Source organism: Bradyrhizobium sp. SBR1B, from assembly GCF_014198205.1.
Classification (GTDB): domain Bacteria; phylum Pseudomonadota; class Alphaproteobacteria; order Rhizobiales; family Xanthobacteraceae; genus Bradyrhizobium.
Genome location: NZ_JACIHC010000013.1, coordinates 97075 through 121589, shown reverse-complemented (window position 1 = coordinate 121589; position 24515 = coordinate 97075). Strand labels below are relative to the sequence as shown.

Sequence of the window (24515 nt, the reverse complement as noted above, 5' to 3'; positions counted from 1 at the left end):
GGCTGCATCCCGGTGCGTGTGTCAAAGGCGGGAGGCATACCCGCTTTGCCGTGTGGAGAAGTATCCGAGATCTTCACCACCAGCGTCGGTTGAGCCGCGACGACAGCGGCAAACCGAACTACAAAAATTCTATCGCGGCGCTGTCGACGCGCCGCATGTTGCGAACCATCAGGGTTCGCTCTGCCATCGGTGTCCGGCTCATCGCCTCGTTCCCTCCGGCAGGCCCCGCGCGCTTGGGCACGCGCCTCTCTAGCGCGAGCCCCGAGATCCGGGTCCCTCGTTCCGGCGATTGCCGGGATGTTCGGTTGGACCGCGCGGCGAGCAATAAAAAACCCTCCGGAGCGGCAGGCTCGGGAGGGTCCGTGAGAAGCGGACTGTCGATCTTGCGGTCAGGCAAGATCGCTCCCATGAGCCGGGCATGCGACGTCGAATAGCTTTGAGCTATTCGGCATGCGGGCAATTCTTTCGTAGCGGTCTGACATCGCTCGGTTCATGGTGTGCTTGTCGCAAACGGAAGTGTTCTGCGAGGGCGCGGGACATACGCCCGCAACTTGCGGATGTCAAGCGACGCGCGCGTGGAAAAATGAAAATGATGGACGGATGACGTGCCAAACTATCTCGGCCTCGACGGATTTCGTTTCGGCTGGGTCGCGGCCTGGATCGACGAGCGCGGCAATCATGGCTTCGACTATTCGCCGGGCCTGACACGTTTGCTTGCGTTGCCGCATGCGCGCGCGATGATCGACATGCCGATCGGATTGAATCCGGCCGGCTATCGCCCGTGCGACCTGCGTGCGCGCGAGCTGATTGGCCCCGCCGTGTTTCTCGGTGCGCGCCGCGATCTCTGGACGTTTCCCGATATGGCGGCGGCCAATCGTCACTACTGGACGCATGAAGGCAACGGCAGGGGCGTGTCGGCGCAGCTCTGGAATATCAGGGACAAGATCAGGGACGTCGATGAGATCATGACTCCGGCGCGGCAGGCGACGATCGGCGAAGCGCATCCGGAATTGGTGTTCTGGAATCTCGCAGGGCGAGTGCCGCTTGAACCGAAGACGTCGGCGCAAGGCCGCGAGCAGCGCGTCGCGTTGCTGATAGCTCGGGGTTTCACCAAGGTCGAAAGATGGCTGACGCTTCGCCACGGCACCGGCATCGGCCGCGACGATCTCATCGACGCCTGTGCCTGCGCGGTGGCGGCGCGCGACAGCACGCAGCGTGTCGGCGGCGAGGAGATCGATCCACGCGGATTGCGGATGGAGATCAACTACTGACCAGATCAACTCTGCCGATCGCTTGTACCGGCAAGGTGACCACGACCACAATGGCTCGGCTTCAAGGAGCCACCCTCATCGTCCAGCCTTGCTGCTCGTGCTTCGTACACATCGGCCATTGCTCGCAGCCTTCGTGCGGCTTCGCGATGGGCGAGATCGTCCGCGACGCGGCGACAGCGCTGAGCGTGATCGAGCAGGGCGCGCTTCTCAATGTTCATCCCGTCACAACGCGCAAGTTGCTCGATGGTCCCTCGAAACAACGCAACGTCTCCTCTGCGAAAACGGGAAAAACCGGCAAATTTTCCTGCCAAGTTGGAACACGGCATGTCAGCGGGCGTTTAAGCCACAGGAGTTGAGGGACAAATACCATGCACGATGTCTGCCAATGGGCGACCGCGACCCTCGCGATTGCCTTCACGGCTGCGCTGCTGATCACGGGTCAATGGTTCATCCAGTATCGACTGCAGCATGAAACCATGACGCCGGTCGTCAAGATCGCGACGCTGCCGCTCTAGTCGCTTCAAGGGCGTCAATTGCTAATCCACGCCTTCCCCTGATCTTCCAGATAATCGGCTGGCCTTGCGCCGTTCGCTTGCTCGCCTAGATTAGGCGGCATCTCACCAACGCTGCCGGAGTGCCGATGTCTGATCTGTCCGCCTTTCCCATCGCCAAACGCTGGCCGGCCAAGCATCCCGAACTGCTTCAGCTCTATTCGCTGCCGACGCCGAACGGCGTCAAGGTCTCGATCATGCTGGAGGAGATCGGACTTCCCTACGAGGTCCATCTCGTCGATTTCGGCAAGGACGATCAGAAGACGGCTGAATTCCTCTCGCTCAATCCGAACGGCAAGATCCCGGCGATCCTCGATCCCAATGGTCCGGGCGGCAGGCCGCTGCCGCTGTTCGAGTCCGGGGCGATCCTGCAATACCTCGCCGAGAAGACCGGCAAGCTGCTGCCCGAGGATGCCGCGCGCCGCTACCAGACCATCCAGTGGGTGCACTTCCAGATGGGCGGCATCGGACCGATGTTCGGCCAGGTTGGCTTCTTCCATAAATTCGCCGGCAAGGATTTTGAGGACAAGCGGCCACGTGACCGCTACGTCGCCGAGGCCAAGCGCCTGCTCGGCGTGATGGAGACGCATCTTTCGGGGCGGCAATGGTTCATGGATGACGACTACACCATCGCCGACATCTCGATGCTCGGCTGGGTGCGCAATCTCATTGGCTTCTACGGTGCCGGCGATCTCGTCGAATTCACCCAGTTCAAATCGGTCGGTGCCTGGCTCGAACGCGGCCTCGCGCGTCCGGCGGTGCAGCGCGGGCTGAACATTCCGCCGCGGCCGTAAGATCAGGTTAGCGCCTTGTGGGTCATGTAGAGCGCCATCAGGGAGACGAAGGCGATCATGACCCGGCGCAGTACCGATTTGCTGACGCCATTGGCCAGGCGTGCGCCGAGATCGGTGCCGATCCAGAGGCCGGCCAGAATGCCTGTGATGGCCGGCCAGCCGACCAGCAGGCCCTTGCTCCAGTAGATCCAGGCCGCCGGAAGGTTGGTCGGGAGGATCGAGAAGACGAGGCTGACAAGCTGCGCCTGATGCTGCGGCACGCGCAGGCCTGCAGCAAGGCCGACGGTGATTGCAAGGCCGCCGCCGATGCCCATGAAGCCGGAGGAAAATCCGGCAAGCAGGCCGATGAGCAGCAGCGGTAGCCGGGGCAGTTGGTCCTGGTCGCCGGGCTCACGGCCGCCGTCCTTGCGATCGCGACGCGGGATCAGCAGGACGATCAGCGCGACGAGATAGACGACATAAGTCCATTGCAAGACCTGGTCGGAAACCGCCGCCGCGGCGTAACCGCCACCGGCGCCGCCGACGAGAAATCCGATGCCGATCCAGATAATCCACGGCAAGGGGCTGCGATTGCCGCTCTGCCAATAGCGGCGCGCGCCGGCAAGGCCCGTCGGCGGGACCTGTGTGATCAGTGACGTCCCTTGTGCGACGTGTTGTTCCGCGCCGAGCAGCAGCACGCTGAAGATCACGAGCCCGCCCCCCGGGCTCGTCCCCGTGAAGCCTGATGCCAGGCCGCTGATCAGGCCGACGCCGGCGCCAGCAAGCAGGTCGTGAATCCCTGACATCGCTTACGTCCTGCTTCGCCGCTTGATGTCGGGCCTGGTCGTGCGAAAGCCGTCGATCACCCCGGCCACGGCCGCCATGCAGGCCTCGACGTCGAATGCGTCGCCCCAGCATTTTTGCAGCACAAATCCCTGGAAGATCGCGAGAAGCACGCGTGCGATCGCTTCCGCACCGAGATCGCGCCTGAGGAGGCCGTCATGCTGGCCGCGCTCGACCAGCGCGACGATCAGAGCGCGCGGCATGTCGATGCCCTCGACGACGCTGGTGCGGACGCGGCGGTTGCGCAGGGCTTCGGCCCAGCCGTGGATGCCGACACGGCGGCGCGCTTCCCCGGCGGGGTCGGTCAGCCATTGCGCGTAAACGCGGATCAGCGCGTGAAGCCCTTCGATCGGATCGCCGGATCCTTGCGCGACCGAATTGAGCACGGCTTCGCGGCGATGCCGGTCGTCGGCGAGCGCCTCGATCAGATCGTCCTTGCTCTGGAAGTAGAGATAGACCGCGCCATGGCTCAGTCCGGACCGCTTCACGATGTCGGCCATGCCGGTCTGGTGAAAACCGTCTTCGGAGAAGCAGGCGAGGGCAGCTTCGAGAATTTGCTGCCGCCGGCTTTCGCGCTGCTGGTCGCTGATCTTGGGCATCTGGTCGTCCTTAAATAACTGACAGATCGATCGTTTTGCCATCAATCCATATTGGGCCGAGAACAAGCCGATCGTGATAAAAAACGATCAGTCAGTCATTTTTATGGGAGGAGAGGATTTTGGTCAAGTCTGGCCCGGTCTCGGGCCGGGAAGGAGGAGATGATGTCCGTTGCGAATGCGTCGACAGAGGCGACGCTGCACTCGATCGCGCGCGGCTAGAACAGCCGTCCGCCGTTCGGCACTGGCCTGCTCGGCTGCACCAGCACGACCTTGCCGTCGGCATCGGGGAAGCCGAGCGTCAGCACCTCCGAGATGACGGGTCCGATCTGGCGCGGCGGGAAATTGACGACGGCCGCGACCTGTTGTCCCACCAAAGTCTCGAGCGGATGGTTTTCGGTGATCTGGGCCGAGCTCTTGCGCACGCCGATCACCGGGCCAAAGTCGATCCACAGTCGAAAGGCCGGCTTGCGCGCTTCCGGAAACGGTTTTGCCTCGACGATGGTCCCGACACGGATATCGACCGCGAGGACGCTGTTGAAGTCGATGGTCGGCGTGGCGGTGGCTGCGGGATCGTGAGTGACGTGCATAAAGTGTCCGTTCGGAGAGTTGGCTTCGTTCGCAATATTGTCGCGCGAAGCGGAGTTTCGTACAACGCTGCGAACATCACGATACGCCATGCGCGAGGAACATCTTGCCCAACACCATCTACGGCATCAAGAACTGCGACACCATGAAGAAGGCGCGCGCCTGGCTCGATACCCATGGCGTCGCGTATGAATTCCACGACTACAAGGCGGCGGGCGTCGAGAAGGACAAGCTCAAGCAGTGGAGCGACAAGGTCGGCTGGGAGACGCTGCTCAATCGCGCCGGCACGACCTTCAAGAAGCTGCCCGATTCCGACAAGGAAGGCTTGAGCGAGACGAAGGCGCTGGCGCTGATGCTAGCGCAACCATCGATGATCAAGCGGCCGGTGCTGGAAATCGGCGGCAAGCTGCTGGTCGGCTTCAAGCCGGACATCTATGCCAAGGAAGTCGGCGCCAAGACGCGTTAGAGATTAGTTCAGCTCGATGATCTCGTTGGTGACGCCGGGAGCCGGCTGGTCCGCGAATTCGACCACGTCGGCCGTCGCGATGCGGCCAGGCGCGCGATGGAAGAGATCGCGATCGATCACGGCGCGCAGTTTCGGGCGCGGCAGCGCGTCATTTCCGCGCATCAGATTCTTGATCTCGAAGCCGCCGTCCTCGCAGAAGGTCTTGACCGAGGCGATGACGTGGCAGACTTGGCCGCCGGTCTGGAAAGGCAGCAGCAGCCGTTCATACGCGACGATGCGTCCGTAGATGTCGTCGACATCGGCAACGCTGTAGACGGGAAGCCCGCGTGCCACGCATTCATAGTAAACTGGCATCACCAAGGGGGCGAGCCGCGGCCCGAGATAATCGTCGAGCAGAACACCCTTGCCGGTATGCCCATAAGCACGGGAGATACGCGTGCCTTCGCTCTGGATGGTGAGGCGTGGCGCCGACGTCGAAGCGTCCACCGTATAATAGATGAGATCGGACAGCTCTTCCTCCAGCCGCGCAGGCTGATATTCCCAAACCGCCGGCGCGATCTGCTGGCTCGCGTAAAGTCGCAGCCACGTGTTCAGGAGATCACGCTGCCTGATTGACTTGACGACGGACGGAGCGGCGCTGGCGAATCCAAAACGATAATCCCGGAACGTCAAAACCTGCACATGATGCCGTGTGCGGGAAAATTTTCTATGAAGGCTGGCGTGCCGGACGAAAGACCGTTAACGACGGCTTGATGACCGGTGCCTTGCGAACCGGGAGGCCGGGCAGGCACGACATCAAAACATCTCCGACTAAGGGAGCATTTGTATCCCAGCCGGAGACCTGATCTGCTCAGCTTTCCGCCTTGCCTAACCCCCGTCACCTCCGGCATATTCCGCGCCCGGAGGCGGCGTTCCGGATGGGCTCCAAGGATAGGCTCCAAGGCCCCCGGAAAGCCGAAGCAACAAGGATAGCCACGCGGCTCGCGCGGGCAGGGGGAAATCTGTTTGGCCGATGAGTTTATTCTCGAAACGGAAGGCTTAACCAAGGAGTTCGCGGGCTTCTTCGCCGTCCGCGACGTTGCGCTCAAGGTTCGCCGTGGGAGCATTCATGCGTTGATCGGTCCGAATGGGGCCGGCAAGACGACCTGCTTCAATCTTCTGACCAAGTTCCTGAAACCGTCTGCCGGAAAAATCCTCTACAAGGGGCAGGACATTACCGCGATGGCACCGGCCGACGTGGCCCGCATGGGGCTGGTTCGCTCGTTCCAGATTTCGGCGGTGTTTCCGCATCTCACGGCGCTGGAAAACGTCCGTGTCGCGCTTCAGCGCCAGCACGGCTCTTCGTTCGATTTCTGGCGCTCCAAGTCGGTGCTCAACCGCTTCAACGACCGCGCGCGCGAATTGTTGAACGATGTCGGCCTGAACGAGTTTGCCAACACACCCGCGGTCGAGATGCCCTATGGACGCAAGCGTGCACTGGAGATCGCAACCACGCTCGCGCTCGACCCGGAGATGATGCTGCTGGACGAGCCGATGGCGGGCATGGGCCACGAGGACATCGACAAGATCGCGGCGCTGATCAAGCGCATCTCGGCGAAATACACCATCCTGATGGTGGAGCATAATTTAAGCGTCGTGGCCAACCTGTCCGACATCATCACCGTGCTGACGCGCGGCCAGGTGCTCGCGCAGGGCCATTACTCGGAGCTCACCAAGGACGAGCGCGTCAAGGAAGCCTATCTGGGAGCCGGTCATGCCTGACACTGCGATCGCCGAGGCTCCGGCCAAGGCTGCGACCGGCGGAAACATCCTTCAAATCCGCAACCTGGAAGCCTGGTACGGCGAGTCTCACATCCTGCACGGGATCAACTTCGACGTGAACGCGGGCGAGGTCGTCACCCTGCTCGGGCGTAACGGCGCCGGCAAGACGACCACGCTGAAGTCGATCATGGGCATCATCGGCAAGCGTACCGGCTCGGTGAAGTTCAACAACCAGGAGATCATCCGCGCGACCTCCGACAAGATCGCGCGCATGGGCATCGCATTCTGCCCGGAAGAGCGGGGCATATTCTCCAGTCTCGACGTGCGGGAGAATTTGATGCTGCCGCCGGTGGTCCGCGAAGGCGGGCTGCCGCTCGATCAGATCTTCGAGCTGTTTCCGAACCTGAAGGAGCGGCTCAACAGCCAGGGCACCAAGCTGTCCGGTGGCGAGCAGCAGATGCTCGCGATCGCGCGCATCCTGCGCACCGGTGCGAGCTTCCTGATGCTGGACGAGCCGACCGAGGGCCTTGCGCCGGTCATCATCCAGCAGATCGGCCACACCATTGCGCGGCTCAAGAAGGAGGGCTTCACCATCCTCCTGGTCGAGCAGAACTTCCGCTTCGCATCCACCGTCGCCGACCGTTACTACGTGGTCGAGCACGGCAAGATCATTGACGGATTTTCCAATGCGGATCTTGCCGCCAACATGGACAAGCTCCACACCTATCTTGGTGTGTAGCCGAGCAGGCGGACGTGCAAGAGTAACTATCAAAGGAATATTGGGAGGCGGATTATGAAGCACAGCATTTCGGCAATGTTGCTCGGGACGGCCCTGGCGCTCGGCGCGGCAGGTGGCGCAGTCGCGCAGGACAAGAACATCAAGATCGGCGTGCTGACCGACAATTCGGGACTCTATGCCGATCTCGGTGGCTCTGGCTCGACCGTCGCCGCACAGATGGCGATCGAGGATTCCGGGCTCGCTGCCAAGGGCTGGAAGCTCGACCTGATCTCCGCCGACCATCAGAACAAGCCCGACATCGGCTCCACGATTGCTCGGCAATGGATCGACGTCGAGAAGGTCGACATCTTCATGGATGTCCTGAACTCCGGCGTCGCGCTCGCGGTCAACAATGTCGTCAAGGAGAAGAATTCGATCCTGATCGACACGGGTGCGGCGACGTCGGATCTCACCAACGCGCAATGCTCACCGAACACGATCCACTGGGTCTATGATACCTATATGCTGGCCAACAGTACCGGGCAGGCGCTGGTGAAGGCGGGCGGCGACACATGGTATTTTCTCACCGCGGACTACGCCTTTGGCCATGCCCTCGAGCGCGACACCGCCGCGGTCGTGGTGAAGTCGGGCGGCAAGGTGATCGGCAATGTCAAGCATCCTCTGAATACTGCCGACTTCTCGTCGTTCCTGCTTCAGGCGCAGGCCTCCAAAGCCAAGATCATCGGCATGGCGAATGCCGGCGGCGACACCACCAACACCATCAAGCAGGCGGCGGAGTTCGGCATCGTCTCGGGCGGCCAGAAGCTTGCGGGCCTGCTGCTCTTCATCACCGACGTGCACTCGCTCGGTCTGAAGGTGGCGCAGGGCCTGAACTTCACCGAGACCTTCTATTGGGACATGAACGACGGTACGCGCGCGTTCTCCAAGCGCTTCTCCGAGCGCATGAAGAACAAGGCGATGCCCTCGATGGTGCAGGCCGGCGTCTACTCGGGTCTGCTGCACTATTTCAAGGCGCTGGAGGCGATGGGCGGCAATCCGCATGACGGGGCCAAGGTGGTCGCCAAGATGAAGGAGATGCCGACGGACGATCCGCTGTTCGGCAAGGGAACGATCCGCGAGGACGGTCGCAAGCTGCATCCCGCCTATCTGTTCGAGGTCAAGAAGCCCGAGGAATCCAAAGGGCCCTGGGACTATTACAAGCTGATCGGCACGACGGCCGCGGATCAGGCGTTCCGGCCGCTGTCCGAGAGCGTCTGTCCGCTCGTGAAGAAGTAAGTGTGATGATGCGAGCCGGCGCAACTGCGCCGGCTTGCTCTTGGGGAACGACGAGAAGGGACCGGGTGCGGGATCGATGCAGGCTCTATACGCTCAGCTACTGGTGGGATTGATCAACGGCTCGTTCTACGCGCTGCTCAGTCTCGGGCTTGCCGTGATTTTCGGCATGCTGAACATCATCAATTTCGCCCATGGCGCGCTCTACATGATGGGCGCCTTCGTTGCCTATTTCCTGTTGAGCCTCGGTGGCATCAACTACTGGTGGGCACTGCTGATCGCACCCGTGATCGTCGGCATCTTCGGCATGATCCTGGAAAGGACCATGCTGCAATGGCTGACCGGGCTCGACCATCTCTACGGCCTGCTCCTGACCTTCGGCATCGCGCTGATCGTGCAGGGCGTGTTCCAGAATTATTTCGGCTCCTCCGGTCTGCCTTACGCCATTCCGGACCAGCTCAAGGGCGGCATGAATCTGGGCTTCATGTTCTTGCCGATCTATCGCGGCTGGGTGGTCGTGTTCTCGCTGGTCGTATGTCTGGCGACATGGTTCCTGATCGAGAAGACCCAGCTCGGCGCTTACCTGCGCGCCGCCACCGAAAATCCGACGCTGGTGCGTGCCTTCGGCATCAACGTGCCGCGCATGATCACGCTGACCTATGGTCTCGGCGTCGGCCTTGCCGCGCTCGCGGGCGTGCTGTCGGCGCCGATCAACCAGGTGCGACCGCTGATGGGCGCCGACCTGATTATCGTGGTGTTCGCGGTGGTCGTGATCGGCGGCATGGGTTCGATCATGGGCTCCATCATCACCGGCTTCGCGCTCGGCGTGATCGAGGGTCTGACCAAGTATTTCTATCCCGAGGCCTCCAACACCGTCGTGTTCGTGCTGATGGTGCTGGTGCTCTTGGTGAAGCCAACGGGATTGACGGGAAGGGCGGCCTGATATGACAACCCTGACGGACGACACGCTGCCGGTGACCCCTCGCGCGATGCGCGACGAGATGATCGCTTTCGTAGTGATGGCGCTGCTGCTGGCGTCGGTACCATTCACGGGCGTCTACCCGTTCTTCGTGATGCAGGCGCTGTGCTTTGCGCTGCTCGCCTGCGCCTTCAATCTGCTGGTCGGCTATGGCGGCCTGCTGTCGTTCGGCCACGCCATGTTCCTGGGGACCGCCGGCTATTGCTGCGCGCATGCGCTGAAAGTGTGGGCGTTGCCGCCTGAGCTCGGCATCCTCGTCGGCATCGCCGCGGCTTTCGTGCTCTCGATCATCACCGGCTACATCTCGATCCGCCGCCAGGGCATCTATTTCTCGATGATCACCCTGGCTCTGTCACAACTCCTGTACTTCATCTACCTCCAGGCCCCGTTCACCCACGGTGAGGACGGCATCCAGGGCATCCCGCAGGGACGCATGTTCGGCGTCTTCGATCTCTCCAAGCCGACGGTGCTCTATTACGTCGTGCTGGTCGGGTTTCTTGCCGGCTTCCTGTTGATCTACCGCATCATCAACTCGCCGTTCGGCGAGGTGCTGAAGTCGATCCGGGAGAACGAGCAGCGCGCGATTTCGCTCGGCTACCGCACCGACCAGTACAAGTTCCTGGCCTTCGTGCTGTCGGGAACGCTGGCCGGTTTTGCCGGTGCGCTGAAGGTCTTTGTGGCGCAGAACGCCTCGCTCACCGACGTCCATTGGTCGATGTCGGGCGAGGTCGTGCTGATGACGCTGGTTGGCGGCCTCGGAACCATCTTCGGCCCCGTGGTCGGTGCCTTCGCGATCATCGCCATGCAGCAATATCTCGCCGGTTTCGGCCAATGGGTGACGGTGATCCAGGGCTCGATCTTCGTGGTCTGCGTGCTCACCTTCCGCCGCGGCGTCATCGGCGAAATCGCGCATTACTTCCGGAGATCGCTCTAACTGGTTGATTTTAAATCGGTTTGCCGGCCGCTTGAAAGCGGTGGATGATCCGGCTCCGCGGGCGTGAGATGACACGCGCGCGGATCGAAAATGGTCTATGACAGTTTCATGACGGCCTGATAGGGCCGGGCCATTTCCAACCGGTAGCCTCCCCCCATGATGCGATGGTTTCGTGCTTTCCTGCCCAAGGAAGAACGGTTCTTTGACCTGTTCGACCGGCATGCCCAGACGGTGATCCAGGGCTCCATCGCGCTCCAGGGCATGCTCAACGGGGGCGAGGAGACGCCGGTCTATTGCCAGCGCGTCAACCAGTTCGAGAATGATGCCGACAACATCACCCGAGAGGTGCTGACGGCGGTGCGCCGCACCTTCATCACCCCGTTCGACCGCGGCGACATCAAGAACCTGATCACGTCGATGGACGACGCCATCGACCAGATGCAGCAGACGGCCAAGGCGGTGATGTTGTTCGAGGTCCGCACCTTCGAGCCGCCCATGCGCGAGATCGGCGGGCTTCTGATCGAGTGCGCCAATCTGGTCGGCCGCGCGCTGCCGCTCATGCAGTCGATCGGTCCGAACGTCGCCATGCTGACCGCGATCACGGAGGAACTCGGAAAGCTCGAGGGCCGCGTCGACGATCTCCACGACATCGGTCTGAAGGAGCTGTTCCTCAAGCATCGCGACGGCAATGCGATGGACTTCATCGTCGGCGTCGAGATCTACGACCACCTCGAGAAGGTCGCGGATCGCTTCGACGACGTCGCGAACGAGATCAACAGCATCGTCATCGAGCAAGTTTAGGGCAGGCCGCTGTGGATGCCGCGTTGGGTCTTCCCGTCCTGGTCGGCTTGATCGCCGTCGCGCTGCTGTTCGATTTCCTAAATGGCCTGCACGACGCCGCCAATTCGATCGCGACCATCGTCTCGACCCGCGTGCTGCGGCCGCAATTCGCGGTGTTCTGGGCCGCGTTCTTCAATTTCGTCGCCTTCATGGTGTTCGGCCTGCACGTCGCCCAGACCATCGGCACCGGCATCATCGATCCCTCGATCGTCGACGCCCAGGTGATCTTCGCAGCCCTGGTCGGCGCCATCGTCTGGAACCTCGTGACCTGGGCGCTCGGCATCCCGTCCTCGTCGTCGCATGCGCTGATCGGCGGGCTCGTCGGCGGCGGCATGGCCAAAGCCGGGATCTCCGCTGCGGTGTGGAGCGGATTGAGCAAGACGGTGCTGGCGATCGTGCTGTCGCCGCTGATCGGCTTCCTGCTGGCGATGATGCTGGTGGCGATCGTGTCCTGGGCCTCGGTGCGCTCGACGCCATTCGCGGTCGATCGCGCCTTCCGCATCCTGCAATTCGCCTCCGCCTCGCTCTATTCGCTCGGCCATGGCGGCAACGACGCGCAGAAGACCATGGGCATCATCGCGGTGTTGCTCTATTCGCAGGGCCATCTCGGCAGCGACTTCTCGGTGCCGTTCTGGGTGGTGCTGTCATGCCAGGCGGCGATGGCGCTGGGCACGCTGATGGGCGGCTGGCGCATCGTCCGCACCATGGGCCTGCGCATCACCAAATTGACTCCCATGCAGGGCTTTTGCGCCGAGACTGGCGGGGCCGCGACTTTGTTCATGGCGACCTATCTTGGGGTTCCCGTCTCCACCACGCACACGATCACCGGCGCCATCGTCGGCGTCGGCGCCGCCCGCCGCGTCTCGGCGGTGCGCTGGAACGTTGCCAGCTCGATCGTCTACGCCTGGGTGATCACTATCCCGGCCTCGGCCATCGTAGCGGCGCTGACCTGGTGGGCGGTCAAGATCTTCGTCAAGTAACCAGCTTCAGCCCGACGATCCCGGCAACGATCAGGGCGATGCTGGCAAGACGAAGGGCGGTGGCCGGCTCCCCGAACAGGACAATGCCGAGGGTCGCGGTGCCGACCGCGCCGATGCCGGTCCACACCGCATAGGCGGTTCCGACGGGCAGCGATTTGAGGGCGAGGCCGAGCAGGATGACGCTGCCAGCCATGGCCGCGAGCGTGACGACGGACGGAACAAGTCTGCTAAAACCCTCGGTATATTTCAGGCCGATCGCCCAGGTGATCTCGAGAAGACCCGCGACGAACAGGATGCTCCAGGCCATGACGACCCTCCCTTCAAGGCAGGGTCGTCCCCGCGGCTGATGGGCGAGGAGGCCGTCCTCCCCCCAAGGCCAGTATGGCCAAGGCCGATATGGGGCTGGCCGGAAGGCTCCGCAATCACCAAATGAGGCTTGATCAGGCCCGTTTTCCCTGCCACACGCTCCCGCCATGTCCGACATCGCCACCACCACAGCCGAATCGCCGGCCCGTTCCCCGCTTGCCGCCGAAGTGGCGCGGCGGCGCACGTTTGCGATCATCTCCCATCCCGACGCCGGCAAGACCACGCTGACCGAAAAGCTGCTGCTGTTCGGCGGCGCCATCAACCTGGCCGGCCAAGTCAAGGCCAAGGGCGAGCGGCGCAACACGCGCTCGGACTGGATGAAGATCGAGCGCGAGCGCGGTATCTCTGTCGTGACCTCGGTGATGACCTTCGAGTTCGAGGGCCTTGTCTTCAACCTGCTGGACACGCCGGGCCACGAGGACTTTTCGGAAGACACCTATCGCACGCTGACCGCGGTCGATTCCGCCGTGATGGTGATCGACGCCGCCAAGGGCATCGAGGCGCGCACTCGAAAGCTGTTCGAGGTGTGTCGTCTTCGGGATATCCCGATCATCACCTTCATCAACAAGATGGATCGCGAGAGCCGCGACGTGTTCGAGCTGCTCGACGAGATCGAGAAGACGCTGGCGCTCGACACCACGCCGATGACCTGGCCGGTCGGCCGCGGCCGCGACTTCCTCGGCACTTACGACGTCGCCAATGGCGGCGTGCGCCTGCTCGAAGGCGGCGGTGCCAAGACCGGCGCGGCGCAGCAGATCGAGATCGCCGAGCTCGCCAAGCTCAATGCCAATCTCGATGTCTCCGCGGTCAAGGACGAGCTCGAGCTCGTCACCGAAGCGTCAAAACCGTTCGAGCTCGACGCGTTCCGCGAGGGCCATCTGACGCCGGTCTATTTCGGCAGCGCGCTGCGCAATTTCGGCGTCGGCGACCTGCTGGAAGGCCTCGGCAAGTTCGCGCCCGAGCCGCGCGCGCAGGACAGCGACCAGCGCAAGGTCGAGGCCACCGATCCGCGCATGAGCGCCTTCGTGTTCAAGATCCAGGCCAATATGGATCCGAACCACCGCGACCGCATCGCCTTCGCGCGCCTCTGCTCGGGCAAGCTCAGCCGCGGCATGAAGGCCAAGCTGGTGCGCACCGGCAAGAGCATGCCGCTGTCGAGCCCGCAATTCTTCTTCGCCCAGGACCGTTCGGTCGCGGATGAAGCCTTCGCCGGCGACGTCGTCGGCATTCCCAATCACGGCACGCTGCGCATCGGCGACACGCTGACCGAGGGCGAGGATTTCAACTTCGTCGGCGTGCCGAGTTTCGCGCCGGAAATCGTCCGCCGCGTCCGTCTCACCGACGCGATGAAGGCCAAGAAGCTGAAGGAAGCGCTGCAGCAGATGTCGGAAGAGGGCGTGGTGCAGGTGTTCCGCCCGCGCGACGGAGCGCCGGCGCTGGTGGGTGTCGTCGGCGCGCTCCAGCTCGACGTGCTGAAGGCACGGCTGGAGGCGGAATATTCACTGCCGGTCGAGTTCGAGGTCAGCGAATTCCAGCTCGCGCGCTGGGTCTCCTCGGAGGACCGCAAGAAGCTCGACACCTTCATCGCCGCCAACACCTCCAGCATCGCCGACGACGTCGACGGCGATCCCGTGTATCTGGCGCGGAACGAATTCTATCTCGGCTACACCAAGGAACGCGCCGAGGGCATCGAATTCACCAACGTGAAGGACGTCAAGAAGAAGGGGTAGGGTGGGCCTGCCGCTCGCGCGCGAGCATGTGAACGCGCGCGGACTTGACGCATTCATGGACAATGCCACCTTTTCTGGTGGCATTGCGAGCTCACTCCATGTGGCGCGGCTTCCTTGTTTTTCTCCTGCTGACGATCTCGACGATCGCCGCCGACGCGCAGCGACGCCAGATCAATCCAATCCCGTTTGCGCACGAGCCGTGCAGCGTGCTCGACTATCGGCCCTGCACGCCGTCCTATTGCAGTCCCCTCGAGCCCGGCCCCTGCATTCCCGAGATCGACTATCCCTATGGGCAAAATCTTCAGCTGACGATCGAGAGCGTGCCCTCCGAAGCCGATCGCGCCAAGTATCGGAAGCCGGATCACGATCTCGACACGATCGGCGATCTCTTCGCCGAGCTACGCACCTGCTGGTCGCCGCCATCAGACGGTGCGCGCGCGGGCATGCAGATGTCGGTGCGTTTCAGTTTCAACAAGGCGGGCGGCCTGATCGGTCCGCCGCGCCTGACATTCGCAACCACCGGCGTTCCGGCCGACACCCGCGCGACCTATCTGAAGGCGATCAACGCCTCGCTGAACGCCTGCCTGCCGCTGAAATTCACTGGCGGACTCGCCGGTGCCCTGGCCGGGCGGCCGATCGCGATCCGATATGTCGACAATCGGCAGATCGGCCAGTAGCGCACGAGTTGCGAGCAGCCGCCAATCGATGATACCTCAGAGGCGGGGGCTGCATTGCGGGGAGGATGTCGTGGGTCTGCTGGTCATGATCCTGGGGCTGGTGCTGTTCTTCGCCACCCATGTTTTCACCACCAAACGTGAGGCGCGTGCGCAGGCAATCGCAAGGCTGGGCGAGGGGACCTACAAGATCCTCTATACCGTGGTCTCGCTCGCGGGTCTCGCGTTGATCATCTGGGGCTTTGCGCATTACCGCAGCTCCGGCTGGATCGACGTCTGGTATCCGCCGAAGGCGATGAAGCACATCACGCTCGCGCTGATGCTGCCCGCGGTCATCCTGGTGGTCGCCTCTTATCTGCGCGGCCGCATCTACGCGACGCTAAAGCATCCGATGCTGGCCGGCATCAAGCTGTGGGCGGCGGCGCATCTTTTGGCCAACGGCGATCTCGGCTCCATCATTCTGTTCGGCTCGTTCCTGGGCTGGGCGGTGTATGACCGCATTTCGCTCAAGCATCGCACCGACGCCGGCGGCCCCCCGATCCCGGTGGGCGGCGTCAGCAATGATCTGATTGCGGTCGTCGTCGGCGTCGTCGCCTATCTCGCGCTGGCCTTCGCGTTCCATCCGGTCGTGATCGGTGTTCCCGTGATCGGGGTCTAGCCGGTCAGCACAAGACGAAACCCCGATGTCCATGCGCGGAAGCTGATAAGAGCAACAAACCGAGGGCCCTTCGATGGACTGGTCGCAATCTCAGATCCCGCCGATGCGGTTCGAGGCGCGCTTCGGCGACCGGGTGGTGCCGGCATTTTCGGATCGGCCGGCGAGCGTGTGGGCGATGATCGCGGAGGCGCGCGATCGCAATGCCGAAGGCGAGGCACTGATCGCAGGCAATGTCCGGCTGAGCTGGCGGCAGGCCGTGGAGCAGGCTGCGCGGATCGCCGCGGGCTTCCGCAAGCTTGGCCTGCAACGGGGCGACCGCGTCGCGATCCTGCTCGGTAACCGCATCGAATTCCCGCTGCTGCTGTTTGCCGCCGCGCATGAGGGGCTGGTGACGGTGCTGCTCAGCACGCGCCAGCAGAAGCCGGAGATCGCCTATGTCCTCGCCGATTGCGGCGCCAAGATCCTGATCCACGAAGCAGGCCTCGCAGAGCGGCTGCCCGATGCGGAGGAGGTGCCCGATGTGATCCACCGCATCGCCGTCGATGACGATCCGGCTCGCTCACGTTTCGCTGCGCTCGCCGACAACCCGTCGGCGCCTGCGCCGATCGAGGTGAGCGAAGAGGACACCGCGATGATCCTCTACACCTCGGGCACGACAGGCAGGCCGAAGGGCGCGATGCTGGCCCATTGCAACATCGTCCATTCCTCGATGGTGTTCGTGTCCTGCCTGCAATTGACGCAAACGGATCGCTCGATCGCGGCGGTGCCGCTCGGTCATGTCACCGGTGTCGTCGCCAACATCACGACGATGATCCGCTGCGGCGGGGCGCTGATCATCATGCCCGAGTTCAAGGCCGCCGATTACCTCAAGCTCGCCGCGCGCGAGCGCGTCACCTACACGGTGATGGTGCCGGCGATGTACAATCTCTGCCTGCTGCAGCCGGATTTCGACAGCTACGATCTGTCGAGCTGGCGCATCGGCGGCTTTGGCGGGGCGCCGATGCCGGTCGCGACCATCGAGAAGCTCAAGGCGACAATTCCCGGCCTGAAGCTGATGAACTGCTACGGCGCGACCGAGACGACGTCGCCCTCGACGATCATGCCGGGCGAGCTGACCGAGAGCCATATCGACAGCGTCGGCCTGCCCTGTCCCGGCGCGCGCATCGTCGCGATGGATCCGAGCGGGCGCGAGCTGCCGCACGGGGAGATCGGCGAGCTCTGGATCCAGAGCGCCTCCGTCATCAAGGGCTATTGGAATAATCCCAAAGCCACCGCCGAGAGCTTCACCAGCGGGTTCTGGCACTCCGGCGATCTCGGCTCGGTCGATGCGGAAGGGTTCGTCCGCGTGTTCGACCGCCAGAAGGACATGATCAATCGCGGCGGCCTGAAGATCTATTCGGCCGAGGTGGAATCCGTGCTGGCGGGCCATCCCGCCGTGATCGAGAGCGCGATCATCGCCAAGGCGTGCCCGGTGCTGGGCGAGCGCGTCCACGCCGTGGTGGTGACGCGCGCGCCGGTCGCCGGCGAGGCCCTGCGCGCCTGGTGCGCGGAGCGTCTGTCCGACTACAAGGTTCCCGAGACCCTGGCGATCACACCTGAGCCGCTGCCGCGCAACGCCAACGGCAAGGTGCTGAAGCGGCAGCTCCGGGAGCTCCTGGGCGCTTGAGCCGGGCAGGGCCATCCGGGCTCTCCCGGGTGGTTAACGCCTTGATCGGGCTCGCTTTGCCTTGCCACCGCCATATCGTTAGGGTACCTCGCCGCCACGTGGGGGACGGGATTCCTGACGCGAACGCTTCGGCGCGCGCACCCGGACGGGCATGGGATTAGCATAAGTGTCTGAATTATTTGACGAAGTCGACGAGGAAGTACGTCGCGAACAGCTCAAGAAGCTGTGGGATAGATATTCGATCTACTTCATCGCCCTGATGGTGCTGGTCGTTGCCGGCGTCGGCGGCTGGCGCGGTTATCAATATCTGGAAGCCAAGAAGGCCGCCGAGGCCGGCGCCGCCTTCGAGAAGGCGGCGGAGCTGTCCGACCAGGACAAGCATGCCGAGGCCGAGGCCGCCTTCACCGAGCTCGCCGCCAAGGCGCCCTCGGGTTATCGCACCCTGGCGCGGCTGCGCGCCGCAGCCGAGGCGGCGCCCCGTGACGCCAAGGCTGCTGCCAAGATGTATGACGACATCGCTGCCGACCGCAGCGTCGGTGGTGAGTGGCAGGATCTGGCCAAGATCCGCGCCGCCGGCCTGGTGCTCGACAGCGCCAGCTATGCCGACATGCAGCAGCGGCTGGAGCCTTCCGCCGCCCCCAAATCGACCTTCCGCCACACCGCCCGCGAGATGCTGGCGCTGTCGGCCTGGCGCAACAACGACATGACGGCGGCCCGCAAATGGCTCGACGCGATTGGTGAAGACGGCGAAACGCCGCCCGGCCTGCGCTCGCGCGCCGAGGCGCTCCAGGCCCTGCTGCCGCCCGTCGCCAAGAGCTGAGCAAAAAGAGCTGAGCAAGAAGAGCTGACGACGGCTCCCTGACCTAGACGAGACACGATATGCGCCGCACGCCACGCTTGATCGCAGCCGCCGTCCTGATCGCCTTCACGGGCGTCCTGGGCGGCTGCTCCAGCTTCGATCCAAGCGATATGCTCGACTTCCTCGACACCAAGAAGAAGCTGCCGGGCGACCGCAAGCCGGTCTTCCCGGAGGGTGTGCCGGGCCTCGAGCAGGGCGTTCCGAAGGACCTGTACAAGGGCGCGCAGCAGCAGCCCGATCCGAACGCGCCTGCCGTCGCGGCTCTGCCCGCCGAGCCGCCGCCCGAGCCGGCCAAGCCGGCGAAGGGTGCCAAGGCGAAGCACACGAGGCAGCCGACCGCCGCAGCGGCAGCACCGACTGAAGCGCCCGCCGGCGAAGTCGACGGCGAGGCTCAGCCGGAGGCGGCGCCGGCCACGGCCGCTCCGCCGCCCAAGCACAAGATCGTCCGCAAGCGCACCACTGCGCCGCCGCCGGATCAGCCGGTCCAGCAGGCGCAACCGACCCAGACCACGCAGCAGCAGACGCAGGGCGGCTTCCCGGCGCCGCTGCCGAGCGGCAGCTTCTCGCGCTAATTTTTTCCTTTGATTGACAGGCGCAGCCCCGGCAGCGCACGAATGACCGATGTCCTTCACGATCGCCATCATCGGCCGGCCCAATGTCGGCAAATCGACGCTGTTCAACCGCCTGGTCGGACAGAAGCTTGCGCTCGTCGACGACCTGCCGGGCGTCACCCGCGACCGCCGCGAGGGTGAGGCGAGGCTCGGCGATCTCGAATTCACCATCATCGATACCGCAGGCCTCGACGAGGGCGCCAAGGGCTCGCTGACCGCGCGCATGCAGGAGCAGACCGAGACCGCGATCGCGCAGGCCGACGCGCTGTTCTTCGTCATCGATGCCCGCGTCGGCCTCACGCCCACCGACCGCGCCTTCGCCGATTTCGCCCGCAAGGCCAACAAGCCCGTGCTGCTGGTCGCCAACAAGAGCGAGGGCAAGCATGGCGATGCCGGCGCGATGGAATCCTTTGCGCTCGGCCTTGGCGATCCCATCCAGATCTCGGCCGAGCATGGCGAGGGCATGGGCGAGCTCTACGATGAGCTCGCCAAGTTGATGCCGGAGCCCGTCGACGACGACGAGACCGAGGACGACGAGCCGCTCACCGAGGAAGAGGCCGCGACGCGCCCGATCCGGGTCGCCATCGTCGGCCGGCCCAATGCCGGCAAGTCGACGCTGATCAACCATCTGCTCGGCGAGGAACGCCTGCTGACGAGCCCGGAGGCCGGCACCACGCGCGATTCCATCGCGGTCGAGATCAACTGGAAGGGCCGCGAGTTTCGCGTGTTCGACACTGCAGGTCTCCGCCGGCGCTCCCGCATCGAGGAGAAGCTGGAAAAGCTCTCGGTCGCCGACGCCCTGCGCGCGGTCCGTTTTGCCGAAGTCGTCGTGATGATGATGGATTCGCAGAACCGCTTCGAGGAGCAGGATTTGCGCATCGCCGATCTGATCGAGCGCGAGGGCCGCGCGGTGGTGCTCGCCGTCAACAAATGGGACCTGATGGAGAGCAAGGGGGGCGGTGCGATCTCGGGTCTGCGTCGCGATGCCGACCATTGGCTGCCGCAGATGAAGGGCGTGCCGATCGTCGCGGTCTCGGGCCTGATGGGCGAGGGCATCGATCGGCTGATGCAGGCGATCCAGGACGCCTACGCGCTTTGGAACCGGCGCGTGTCGACGTCGGCATTGAACCGCTGGTTCGAGCAGGCGGTTCAGGCCAATCCGCCGCCGGCCGTGTCCGGCCGACGGCTCAAGCTCAATTACATCACGCAGACCAAGGCGCGCCCGCCGAGCTTCGTGCTGTTCTGCTCGCGCGCTGACGCGGTGCCGCAGTCCTATTTGCGCTACCTCATCAATTCCATGCGCGAGACCTTCGAGCTGCCGGGCACGCCGGTGCGCATCACCTTGCGCGAGAAGGCCAATCCCTTCGCGCACAAGCGCAAGCGGCCGTCGTGAGTGACGGCGCCAGCGAGGCGGCGGCGCAAGGCGCTGTGCCGGTCCAGCGCGGCGCGGTCGCCTTCATCTTCGTCACCATCCTCCTGGACATGCTCGCGCTCGGCGTCATCATGCCGATCCTGCCGAAGCTGATCGAGAGCTTCGTCGACAACGATACCGCCCACGCCGCCCGCATCTTCGGCCTGTTCGGCACCGCCTGGGCGCTGATGCAGTTCGTGTTCTCGCCGTTGCTCGGCGCGCTGTCGGATCGTTTCGGGCGGCGGCCGGTGGTATTGCTGTCGAATTTCGGGCTCGCGGCCGACTACGTGCTGATGGCGCTGGCGCCGTCCCTGGTGTGGTTGTTCGTCGGCCGCGTCATCTCGGGGATCACTTCGGCCAGCATCTCGACGGCCTTTGCCTATATCGCCGACATCACGCCGCCGGAGCGACGCGCGGCGGTCTTCGGCCGGATTGGCGCGGCGTTCGGCGCCGGCTTCATCCTGGGGCCAGCGCTCGGCGGTCTGCTCGGCGACATCGATCCGCGCCTGCCGTTCTGGGCGTCGGCGGCCCTCAGCTTCGCCAATGCCCTCTACGGTCTGTTCGTCCTGCCGGAATCGCTTGCGCCTGACAAGCGCGCGCCGTTCCGCTGGCGAAGTGCCAGTCCGCTCGGCGCGCTCCGCCTGTTGCGCTCCAATGCGGTGCTCGCTGCGTTGTCCGTCGTCAATTTCATCGCGCAGGTCGCGCATGTCGTGTTGCCCTCGACCTTCGTGCTCTATGCGACCTATCGCTACGGCTGGGATTCCAAGACCGTGGGACTGACGCTGGCGATGGTCGGCATCTGCGCCATGGTGGTGCAGGGGCTTGCGATCGGCCCGATCGTGCGCGTGCTCGGCGAGCGGAACGCGCTGTTGCTGGGCCTGTGTTGTGGCGCGCTCGGCTTCGTCGTCCTGGGCGCTGCGCCGACCGGGCCGCTGTCCTGGATCGGGATTCCCATTCTGGCGCTGTGGGGCATCTCGGGTGCCGCCTCGCAAGCATTGATGACGCGGCTGGTCGCGGCCGAGCAGCAGGGCCAGCTCCAGGGCGCAACCGCGAGCGTGCAGAGCGTGTCGCAGCTCGTCGGCCCGTTCCTGTTCACGCTGACCTTTTCCTATTTCATCAGCGCCGGCGCGCCGCTGCACCTGCCCGGCGCACCGTTCCTGCTCGCGGCAGCGCTCATGGTGGTCTGCGTGGCGATCGCGGTGCGGACGCGGGGTGGGGCGAAGACGGGATCGTAGGGTGGGCAAAGGCGCGCAGCGCCGTGCCCACCATCTGTTCGTGATAGCAAGAAGTCGTGGGCACGCTTCGCTTTGCCCACCCTACGGCAGCGGAGAATGCCGCGCGAGATCCCGGGTTCGATGCTTCGCATCGCCCCGGGATGCCGCTACACTCTTACTTTTTCACCAGCGGACAATCGCTGTCCTTGAGCGGCTTTGCTGCGTCTTCGGCGGAGATCGTGGCGATCTGCTTGTAATAGTCCCACGGCCCCTTCGACTCCTCGGGCTTCTTCACCTCGAACAGGTAGGCCGGGATGAGGCGGCGGCCGTCCTGGCGCAGCGGGCCGTTGCCGAACAGCGGATCGTCGGTCGGCAGCTCCTTCATCTTGGCGACGACCTTGGCGCCGTCATGCGGATTGCCGCCGAGCGCGTCCATCGCCTTGAGATAGTGCAGCACCATCGCGTAGTTGCCGGCCTGGGTCATCGACGGCATCGCGTTCTTGCTGGCCAGCGCCGAGAAGCGCTTGGACCATTCGCGGGTCTTGTCGTTCAGGTCCCAGTAGAACGATTCGGTGAAGGTCAGGCCCTGCGCGGTCTTGAGCCCCAGCGAGTGCACGTCGTTGATGAACAGCAGCAGCGCCGCGAGCTTCTGGCCGCCCTGGACGATGCCGAACTCGGCCGCCTGCTTGATGGCGTTGGTGGTGTCGCCGCCGGCGTTGGCGAGGCCGATGATCTTGGCCTTCGACGATTGCGCCTGGAGCAGGAAGGAGGAGAAGTCCGCGGTGTTGAGCGGGTGCTTGACGCCGCCGAGCAGCTTGCCGCCATTGGCGGTGACGACGGCGCTGGTGTCGCGCTCCAGCGCGTGACCGAACGCGTAGTCGGCGGTGAGGAAGAACCAGCTGTCGCCGCCGGCCTTGGTCAGCGCCTTGCCGGTGCCGTTGGCGAGCATGTAGGTGTCATAGGTGTAGGAGACCGTGTTGGGCGTGCAGGCCTTGCCGGTGAGATCCGCGGTGGCAGCGCCCGAATTGAGCAGCACTGCATTCTTTTCCTTGACGAGGTTGCTGACCGCCAGCGCGACGCCGGAGCTCGGCGTGTCCGCGATCGCATCGACCTTGTCGTTGTCGATCCACTGCCGGGCGATGTTGACGCCGACGTCGGGCTTGTTCTGGTGATCGCCGCTCAGCACCTCGATCTTCCAGCCCTTCTTGAGCAAGCCGGAATCCTCGACCGCCATCTTGATCGCAACCACGGAGTTGGGGCCGCCGATGTCGGCATAGAGGCTCGACATGTCGTTGAGCACGCCGATCTTGACGGTCTTGTCCTGCGCGTAGGCGGATGTTGCAAAACCGAAGGCGGCACAGGCCAGAAGGGCGGCGGAGCGGCGCGCGAACGTCGTCGTCATAAAAGGTTTCCTCCATTGTCAAATATGCGGACTGCTCTCTTGCGGAGCCTTGTTCCGGCTGATTGGCTCTAGCCTGTCCCAGGGCCGGCGGCAATGCGCCTAAAGCCGGATGACGCTGCGTCGTAGCGTCATCCGTCGGTTAACTTTTTGGGAAAAATGCGTTGAGACGCTATTTGAGCGCGTCCGATGTCAGCTTGAATTTCTGGATGCGCTTTCCGGTATCGACCTCGGCGGTATAGACGTTACCCCCGGCGTCGATCGCCATGGCGTGCACCCAGTGGAATTGACCGGCGTTGCGGCCGTTATGCCCGAAGCTGCCGACCACGCTGCCGTCCTCGCGCTTGATGACCCGGATCTCGTTGTTCTCGCCGTCGGCGCTGAGCAGATAGGTTTGCTTCGGATCGGGCCAGATCGCGATGTCCCACACCGCGCCGTTGCCGAGCGTGTTCTTCTCGAAGAAGAACTCTTTCACGAAGCTGCCGTCCTTCTTGAACACCTGGATACGGTTGTTGATGCGATCGCAGACATAGACGAGGCCGTCATTGGCGAGCTTCACGCAGTGGACGGGGTTGCCGAATTGCTGCGATGCCGGCGCCTTGGGATCGTAGGGCGCCTGCTTGTTGTCATCGGGCTTGTTGCCGTAGGCCCCCCAGTGCCGCTTGTAGGCCAGCGTCGTCGCATCGAACACGATGACGCGGCGGTTGCCATAGCCGTCGGCGACGTAGATTTCGTTGGCCTCCTTGTCGAGCGCGGTCTCGGCGGGTTTGCCGAGCTGCGTCGTATCGTTGCTGCCCAGGCTCGGGGCGAACTTGCCGATCTGGGCGACGAATTTGCCGTCGAGCGTGAACTTCACGATGGCGTTGTCGTTGTCGGCATTGCCGCCGACCCAGACGAAGCCGCGCTCGTCGACCTCGATGCCGTGCTCGCGGCCAACCCATTCATAGCCCTGCCCGGGACCGCCCCATGAGCGCAGCAGATTGCCGTCGACGTCGAACTCGAGCACGGGCGGCGCCGACACGCAGCATTTCGAGCGCGGCGGATTGAGGCTTGCGCCTTTCTCGTCGTCGGTAAGCGAGCGCGGGCGATGGATCACCCAGATATGGCCCTGCCAGTCGACGGTGATGCCGCCGACCTGGCCGAGGATCCAGTTGTTCGGCAGCTGCTTTGGCCAGGAGGGATCGACCGCAAAAGTCGGGACGTCGCCAGCATTCGACGCAACCGGAAGAGCAAAGGCGACGGCTGCGATCAGAATGGAGAGAGCGTGACGTGCGAGCGCAGACGCAGAGCCTGCGCGATCGTGCCATGGCGCCATGGCAACCTCCCTTTTGTTG

General features: G+C 63.9%; 27 protein-coding genes. 20 read left to right on the top strand and 7 right to left on the bottom strand.

Annotated features, from left to right (window positions below; genetic code table 11):
• Positions 1-605: 605 nt before the first annotated feature.
• The 4 genes from GGD61_RS27650 to GGD61_RS27635 all read left to right on the top strand — a co-directional run bounded on the left by GGD61_RS27650 (position 606) and on the right by GGD61_RS27635 (position 2616).
• Positions 606-1271 carry a DUF429 domain-containing protein gene (locus GGD61_RS27650; protein WP_092252754.1) on the top strand — a complete coding sequence of 222 codons (666 nt, stop codon included), beginning with the start codon at positions 606-608 and terminating at the stop codon, positions 1269-1271.
• Positions 1272-1417: 146 nt separating this feature from the next.
• Positions 1418-1627: a hypothetical protein gene (locus GGD61_RS27645; protein WP_143109017.1), complete on the top strand. Its 210-nt coding sequence runs from the start codon at positions 1418-1420 to the stop codon at positions 1625-1627.
• 12 nt (positions 1628-1639) lie between these two features.
• Complete coding sequence (locus GGD61_RS27640; RefSeq protein WP_018317626.1) at positions 1640-1786, top strand: hypothetical protein; 147 nt, start codon at positions 1640-1642, stop codon at positions 1784-1786.
• A gap of 125 nt (positions 1787-1911) precedes the next feature.
• Positions 1912-2616, top strand: a complete 705-nt coding sequence (locus tag GGD61_RS27635; RefSeq protein WP_092252756.1) for a glutathione S-transferase family protein — start codon at positions 1912-1914, stop codon at positions 2614-2616.
• Positions 2617-2618: 2 nt separating this feature from the next.
• Here GGD61_RS27635 and GGD61_RS27630 read toward each other — a convergent pair whose 3' ends face one another.
• From GGD61_RS27630 to GGD61_RS27620, 3 genes are all read right to left on the bottom strand, one after another.
• Positions 2619-3401, bottom strand: coding sequence for a sulfite exporter TauE/SafE family protein (locus GGD61_RS27630; RefSeq protein ID WP_092252758.1), 783 nt, complete (start codon positions 3399-3401; stop codon positions 2619-2621).
• A gap of 3 nt (positions 3402-3404) precedes the next feature.
• The gene (locus GGD61_RS27625; protein WP_092252760.1) at positions 3405-4037 is read right to left on the bottom strand and encodes a TetR/AcrR family transcriptional regulator; all 633 of its coding nucleotides are present in this window, start codon (positions 4035-4037) and stop codon (positions 3405-3407) included.
• Positions 4038-4252: 215 nt separating this feature from the next.
• Positions 4253-4624, bottom strand: a complete 372-nt coding sequence (locus tag GGD61_RS27620) for a tRNA-binding protein (protein WP_183231600.1) — start codon at positions 4622-4624, stop codon at positions 4253-4255.
• 104 nt (positions 4625-4728) lie between these two features.
• Here GGD61_RS27620 and GGD61_RS27615 point away from each other — a divergent pair, with 104 nt between their 5' ends.
• Complete coding sequence (locus GGD61_RS27615) at positions 4729-5088, top strand: ArsC family reductase (protein ID WP_018317620.1); 360 nt, start codon at positions 4729-4731, stop codon at positions 5086-5088.
• A 3-nt stretch (positions 5089-5091) separates the two neighbouring features.
• Here GGD61_RS27615 and GGD61_RS27610 read toward each other — a convergent pair whose 3' ends face one another.
• Positions 5092-5760, bottom strand: a complete 669-nt coding sequence (locus GGD61_RS27610) for a hypothetical protein (RefSeq protein WP_210311207.1) — start codon at positions 5758-5760, stop codon at positions 5092-5094.
• A 333-nt stretch (positions 5761-6093) separates the two neighbouring features.
• Here GGD61_RS27610 and GGD61_RS27605 point away from each other — a divergent pair, with 333 nt between their 5' ends.
• From GGD61_RS27605 to GGD61_RS27575, 7 genes are all read left to right on the top strand, one after another.
• Positions 6094-6849, top strand: a complete 756-nt coding sequence (locus tag GGD61_RS27605) for an ABC transporter ATP-binding protein (protein ID WP_018317619.1) — start codon at positions 6094-6096, stop codon at positions 6847-6849.
• Positions 6842-7588 carry an ABC transporter ATP-binding protein gene (locus GGD61_RS27600; protein WP_018317618.1) on the top strand — a complete coding sequence of 249 codons (747 nt, stop codon included), beginning with the start codon at positions 6842-6844 and terminating at the stop codon, positions 7586-7588. The genes GGD61_RS27605 and GGD61_RS27600 overlap by 8 nt, the downstream gene beginning before the upstream one ends.
• Before the next feature lie 54 nt (positions 7589-7642).
• A complete protein-coding gene (locus GGD61_RS27595; RefSeq protein ID WP_092252766.1) occupies positions 7643-8863 on the top strand; it encodes an ABC transporter substrate-binding protein in 1221 nt (406 codons plus the stop codon).
• Between the two features lie 76 nt (positions 8864-8939).
• Positions 8940-9803 (top strand): branched-chain amino acid ABC transporter permease, encoded by an 864-nt coding sequence (locus GGD61_RS27590; protein ID WP_018317616.1) that lies wholly within the window; start codon positions 8940-8942, stop codon positions 9801-9803.
• 1 nt (position 9804) lies between these two features.
• Positions 9805-10773 carry a branched-chain amino acid ABC transporter permease gene (locus GGD61_RS27585; protein ID WP_092252768.1) on the top strand — a complete coding sequence of 323 codons (969 nt, stop codon included), beginning with the start codon at positions 9805-9807 and terminating at the stop codon, positions 10771-10773.
• Between the two features lie 156 nt (positions 10774-10929).
• Positions 10930-11574: a DUF47 domain-containing protein gene (locus GGD61_RS27580; protein ID WP_018317614.1), complete on the top strand. Its 645-nt coding sequence runs from the start codon at positions 10930-10932 to the stop codon at positions 11572-11574.
• An 11-nt stretch (positions 11575-11585) separates the two neighbouring features.
• Positions 11586-12593 carry an inorganic phosphate transporter gene (locus GGD61_RS27575; protein WP_092252770.1) on the top strand — a complete coding sequence of 336 codons (1008 nt, stop codon included), beginning with the start codon at positions 11586-11588 and terminating at the stop codon, positions 12591-12593.
• Here the strand turns inward: GGD61_RS27575 and sugE are convergent.
• Complete coding sequence (gene sugE / locus GGD61_RS27570) at positions 12586-12900, bottom strand: quaternary ammonium compound efflux SMR transporter SugE (protein ID WP_018317612.1); 315 nt, start codon at positions 12898-12900, stop codon at positions 12586-12588. The genes GGD61_RS27575 and sugE overlap by 8 nt on opposite strands.
• Positions 12901-13066: 166 nt before the next feature.
• Between sugE and GGD61_RS27565 the strand changes: the two genes are divergently transcribed.
• The 8 genes from GGD61_RS27565 to GGD61_RS27530 all read left to right on the top strand — a co-directional run bounded on the left by GGD61_RS27565 (position 13067) and on the right by GGD61_RS27530 (position 21803).
• Positions 13067-14689 carry a peptide chain release factor 3 gene (locus GGD61_RS27565; protein ID WP_018317611.1) on the top strand — a complete coding sequence of 541 codons (1623 nt, stop codon included), beginning with the start codon at positions 13067-13069 and terminating at the stop codon, positions 14687-14689.
• A 98-nt stretch (positions 14690-14787) separates the two neighbouring features.
• Complete coding sequence (locus GGD61_RS27560) at positions 14788-15366, top strand: hypothetical protein (protein WP_177236929.1); 579 nt, start codon at positions 14788-14790, stop codon at positions 15364-15366.
• A 70-nt stretch (positions 15367-15436) separates the two neighbouring features.
• Positions 15437-16021 (top strand): NnrU family protein, encoded by a 585-nt coding sequence (locus tag GGD61_RS27555; protein WP_092252774.1) that lies wholly within the window; start codon positions 15437-15439, stop codon positions 16019-16021.
• A gap of 73 nt (positions 16022-16094) precedes the next feature.
• Positions 16095-17687, top strand: coding sequence for a class I adenylate-forming enzyme family protein (locus GGD61_RS27550; RefSeq protein ID WP_183231598.1), 1593 nt, complete (start codon positions 16095-16097; stop codon positions 17685-17687).
• 166 nt (positions 17688-17853) lie between these two features.
• Positions 17854-18507 carry a tetratricopeptide repeat protein gene (locus tag GGD61_RS27545; RefSeq protein ID WP_092252778.1) on the top strand — a complete coding sequence of 218 codons (654 nt, stop codon included), beginning with the start codon at positions 17854-17856 and terminating at the stop codon, positions 18505-18507.
• 59 nt (positions 18508-18566) lie between these two features.
• Positions 18567-19118, top strand: a complete 552-nt coding sequence (locus GGD61_RS27540) for a hypothetical protein (RefSeq protein WP_092252780.1) — start codon at positions 18567-18569, stop codon at positions 19116-19118.
• A 49-nt stretch (positions 19119-19167) separates the two neighbouring features.
• On the top strand, positions 19168-20550 hold the full coding sequence (der, locus tag GGD61_RS27535; RefSeq protein WP_183231597.1) for a ribosome biogenesis GTPase Der: 1383 nt from the start codon (positions 19168-19170) through the stop codon (positions 20548-20550).
• Positions 20547-21803: a TCR/Tet family MFS transporter gene (locus GGD61_RS27530; RefSeq protein ID WP_183231596.1), complete on the top strand. Its 1257-nt coding sequence runs from the start codon at positions 20547-20549 to the stop codon at positions 21801-21803. Before der ends, GGD61_RS27530 begins: the two co-directional genes overlap by 4 nt.
• A gap of 154 nt (positions 21804-21957) precedes the next feature.
• Here the strand turns inward: GGD61_RS27530 and GGD61_RS27525 are convergent, their stop codons facing one another.
• The gene (locus GGD61_RS27525) at positions 21958-23184 is read right to left on the bottom strand and encodes an ABC transporter substrate-binding protein (RefSeq protein WP_018317603.1); all 1227 of its coding nucleotides are present in this window, start codon (positions 23182-23184) and stop codon (positions 21958-21960) included.
• A gap of 169 nt (positions 23185-23353) precedes the next feature.
• Positions 23354-24496, bottom strand: a complete 1143-nt coding sequence (locus GGD61_RS27520; RefSeq protein WP_092252784.1) for a hypothetical protein — start codon at positions 24494-24496, stop codon at positions 23354-23356.
• Positions 24497-24515 lie beyond the last annotated feature (19 nt).

Coding starts and splice junctions, on each gene's coding strand:
- GGD61_RS27645 (WP_143109017.1), top strand. CDS start 1,418: ATGGGCGAGATCGTCCGCGACGCGGCGACAGCGCTGAGCGTGATCGAG.
- GGD61_RS27640 (WP_018317626.1), top strand. CDS start 1,640: ATGCACGATGTCTGCCAATGGGCGACCGCGACCCTCGCGATTGCCTTC.
- GGD61_RS27635 (WP_092252756.1), top strand. CDS start 1,912: ATGTCTGATCTGTCCGCCTTTCCCATCGCCAAACGCTGGCCGGCCAAG.
- GGD61_RS27630 (WP_092252758.1), bottom strand. CDS start 3,401: ATGTCAGGGATTCACGACCTGCTTGCTGGCGCCGGCGTCGGCCTGATC.
- GGD61_RS27625 (WP_092252760.1), bottom strand. CDS start 4,037: ATGCCCAAGATCAGCGACCAGCAGCGCGAAAGCCGGCGGCAGCAAATT.
- GGD61_RS27620 (WP_183231600.1), bottom strand. CDS start 4,624: ATGCACGTCACTCACGATCCCGCAGCCACCGCCACGCCGACCATCGAC.
- GGD61_RS27600 (WP_018317618.1), top strand. CDS start 6,842: ATGCCTGACACTGCGATCGCCGAGGCTCCGGCCAAGGCTGCGACCGGC.
- GGD61_RS27595 (WP_092252766.1), top strand. CDS start 7,643: ATGAAGCACAGCATTTCGGCAATGTTGCTCGGGACGGCCCTGGCGCTC.
- GGD61_RS27590 (WP_018317616.1), top strand. CDS start 8,940: ATGCAGGCTCTATACGCTCAGCTACTGGTGGGATTGATCAACGGCTCG.
- GGD61_RS27585 (WP_092252768.1), top strand. CDS start 9,805: ATGACAACCCTGACGGACGACACGCTGCCGGTGACCCCTCGCGCGATG.
- GGD61_RS27580 (WP_018317614.1), top strand. CDS start 10,930: ATGATGCGATGGTTTCGTGCTTTCCTGCCCAAGGAAGAACGGTTCTTT.
- sugE (WP_018317612.1), bottom strand. CDS start 12,900: ATGGCCTGGAGCATCCTGTTCGTCGCGGGTCTTCTCGAGATCACCTGG.
- GGD61_RS27565 (WP_018317611.1), top strand. CDS start 13,067: ATGTCCGACATCGCCACCACCACAGCCGAATCGCCGGCCCGTTCCCCG.
- GGD61_RS27560 (WP_177236929.1), top strand. CDS start 14,788: ATGTGGCGCGGCTTCCTTGTTTTTCTCCTGCTGACGATCTCGACGATC.
- GGD61_RS27550 (WP_183231598.1), top strand. CDS start 16,095: ATGGACTGGTCGCAATCTCAGATCCCGCCGATGCGGTTCGAGGCGCGC.
- GGD61_RS27540 (WP_092252780.1), top strand. CDS start 18,567: ATGCGCCGCACGCCACGCTTGATCGCAGCCGCCGTCCTGATCGCCTTC.
- der (WP_183231597.1), top strand. CDS start 19,168: ATGTCCTTCACGATCGCCATCATCGGCCGGCCCAATGTCGGCAAATCG.
- GGD61_RS27525 (WP_018317603.1), bottom strand. CDS start 23,184: ATGACGACGACGTTCGCGCGCCGCTCCGCCGCCCTTCTGGCCTGTGCC.
- GGD61_RS27520 (WP_092252784.1), bottom strand. CDS start 24,496: ATGGCGCCATGGCACGATCGCGCAGGCTCTGCGTCTGCGCTCGCACGT.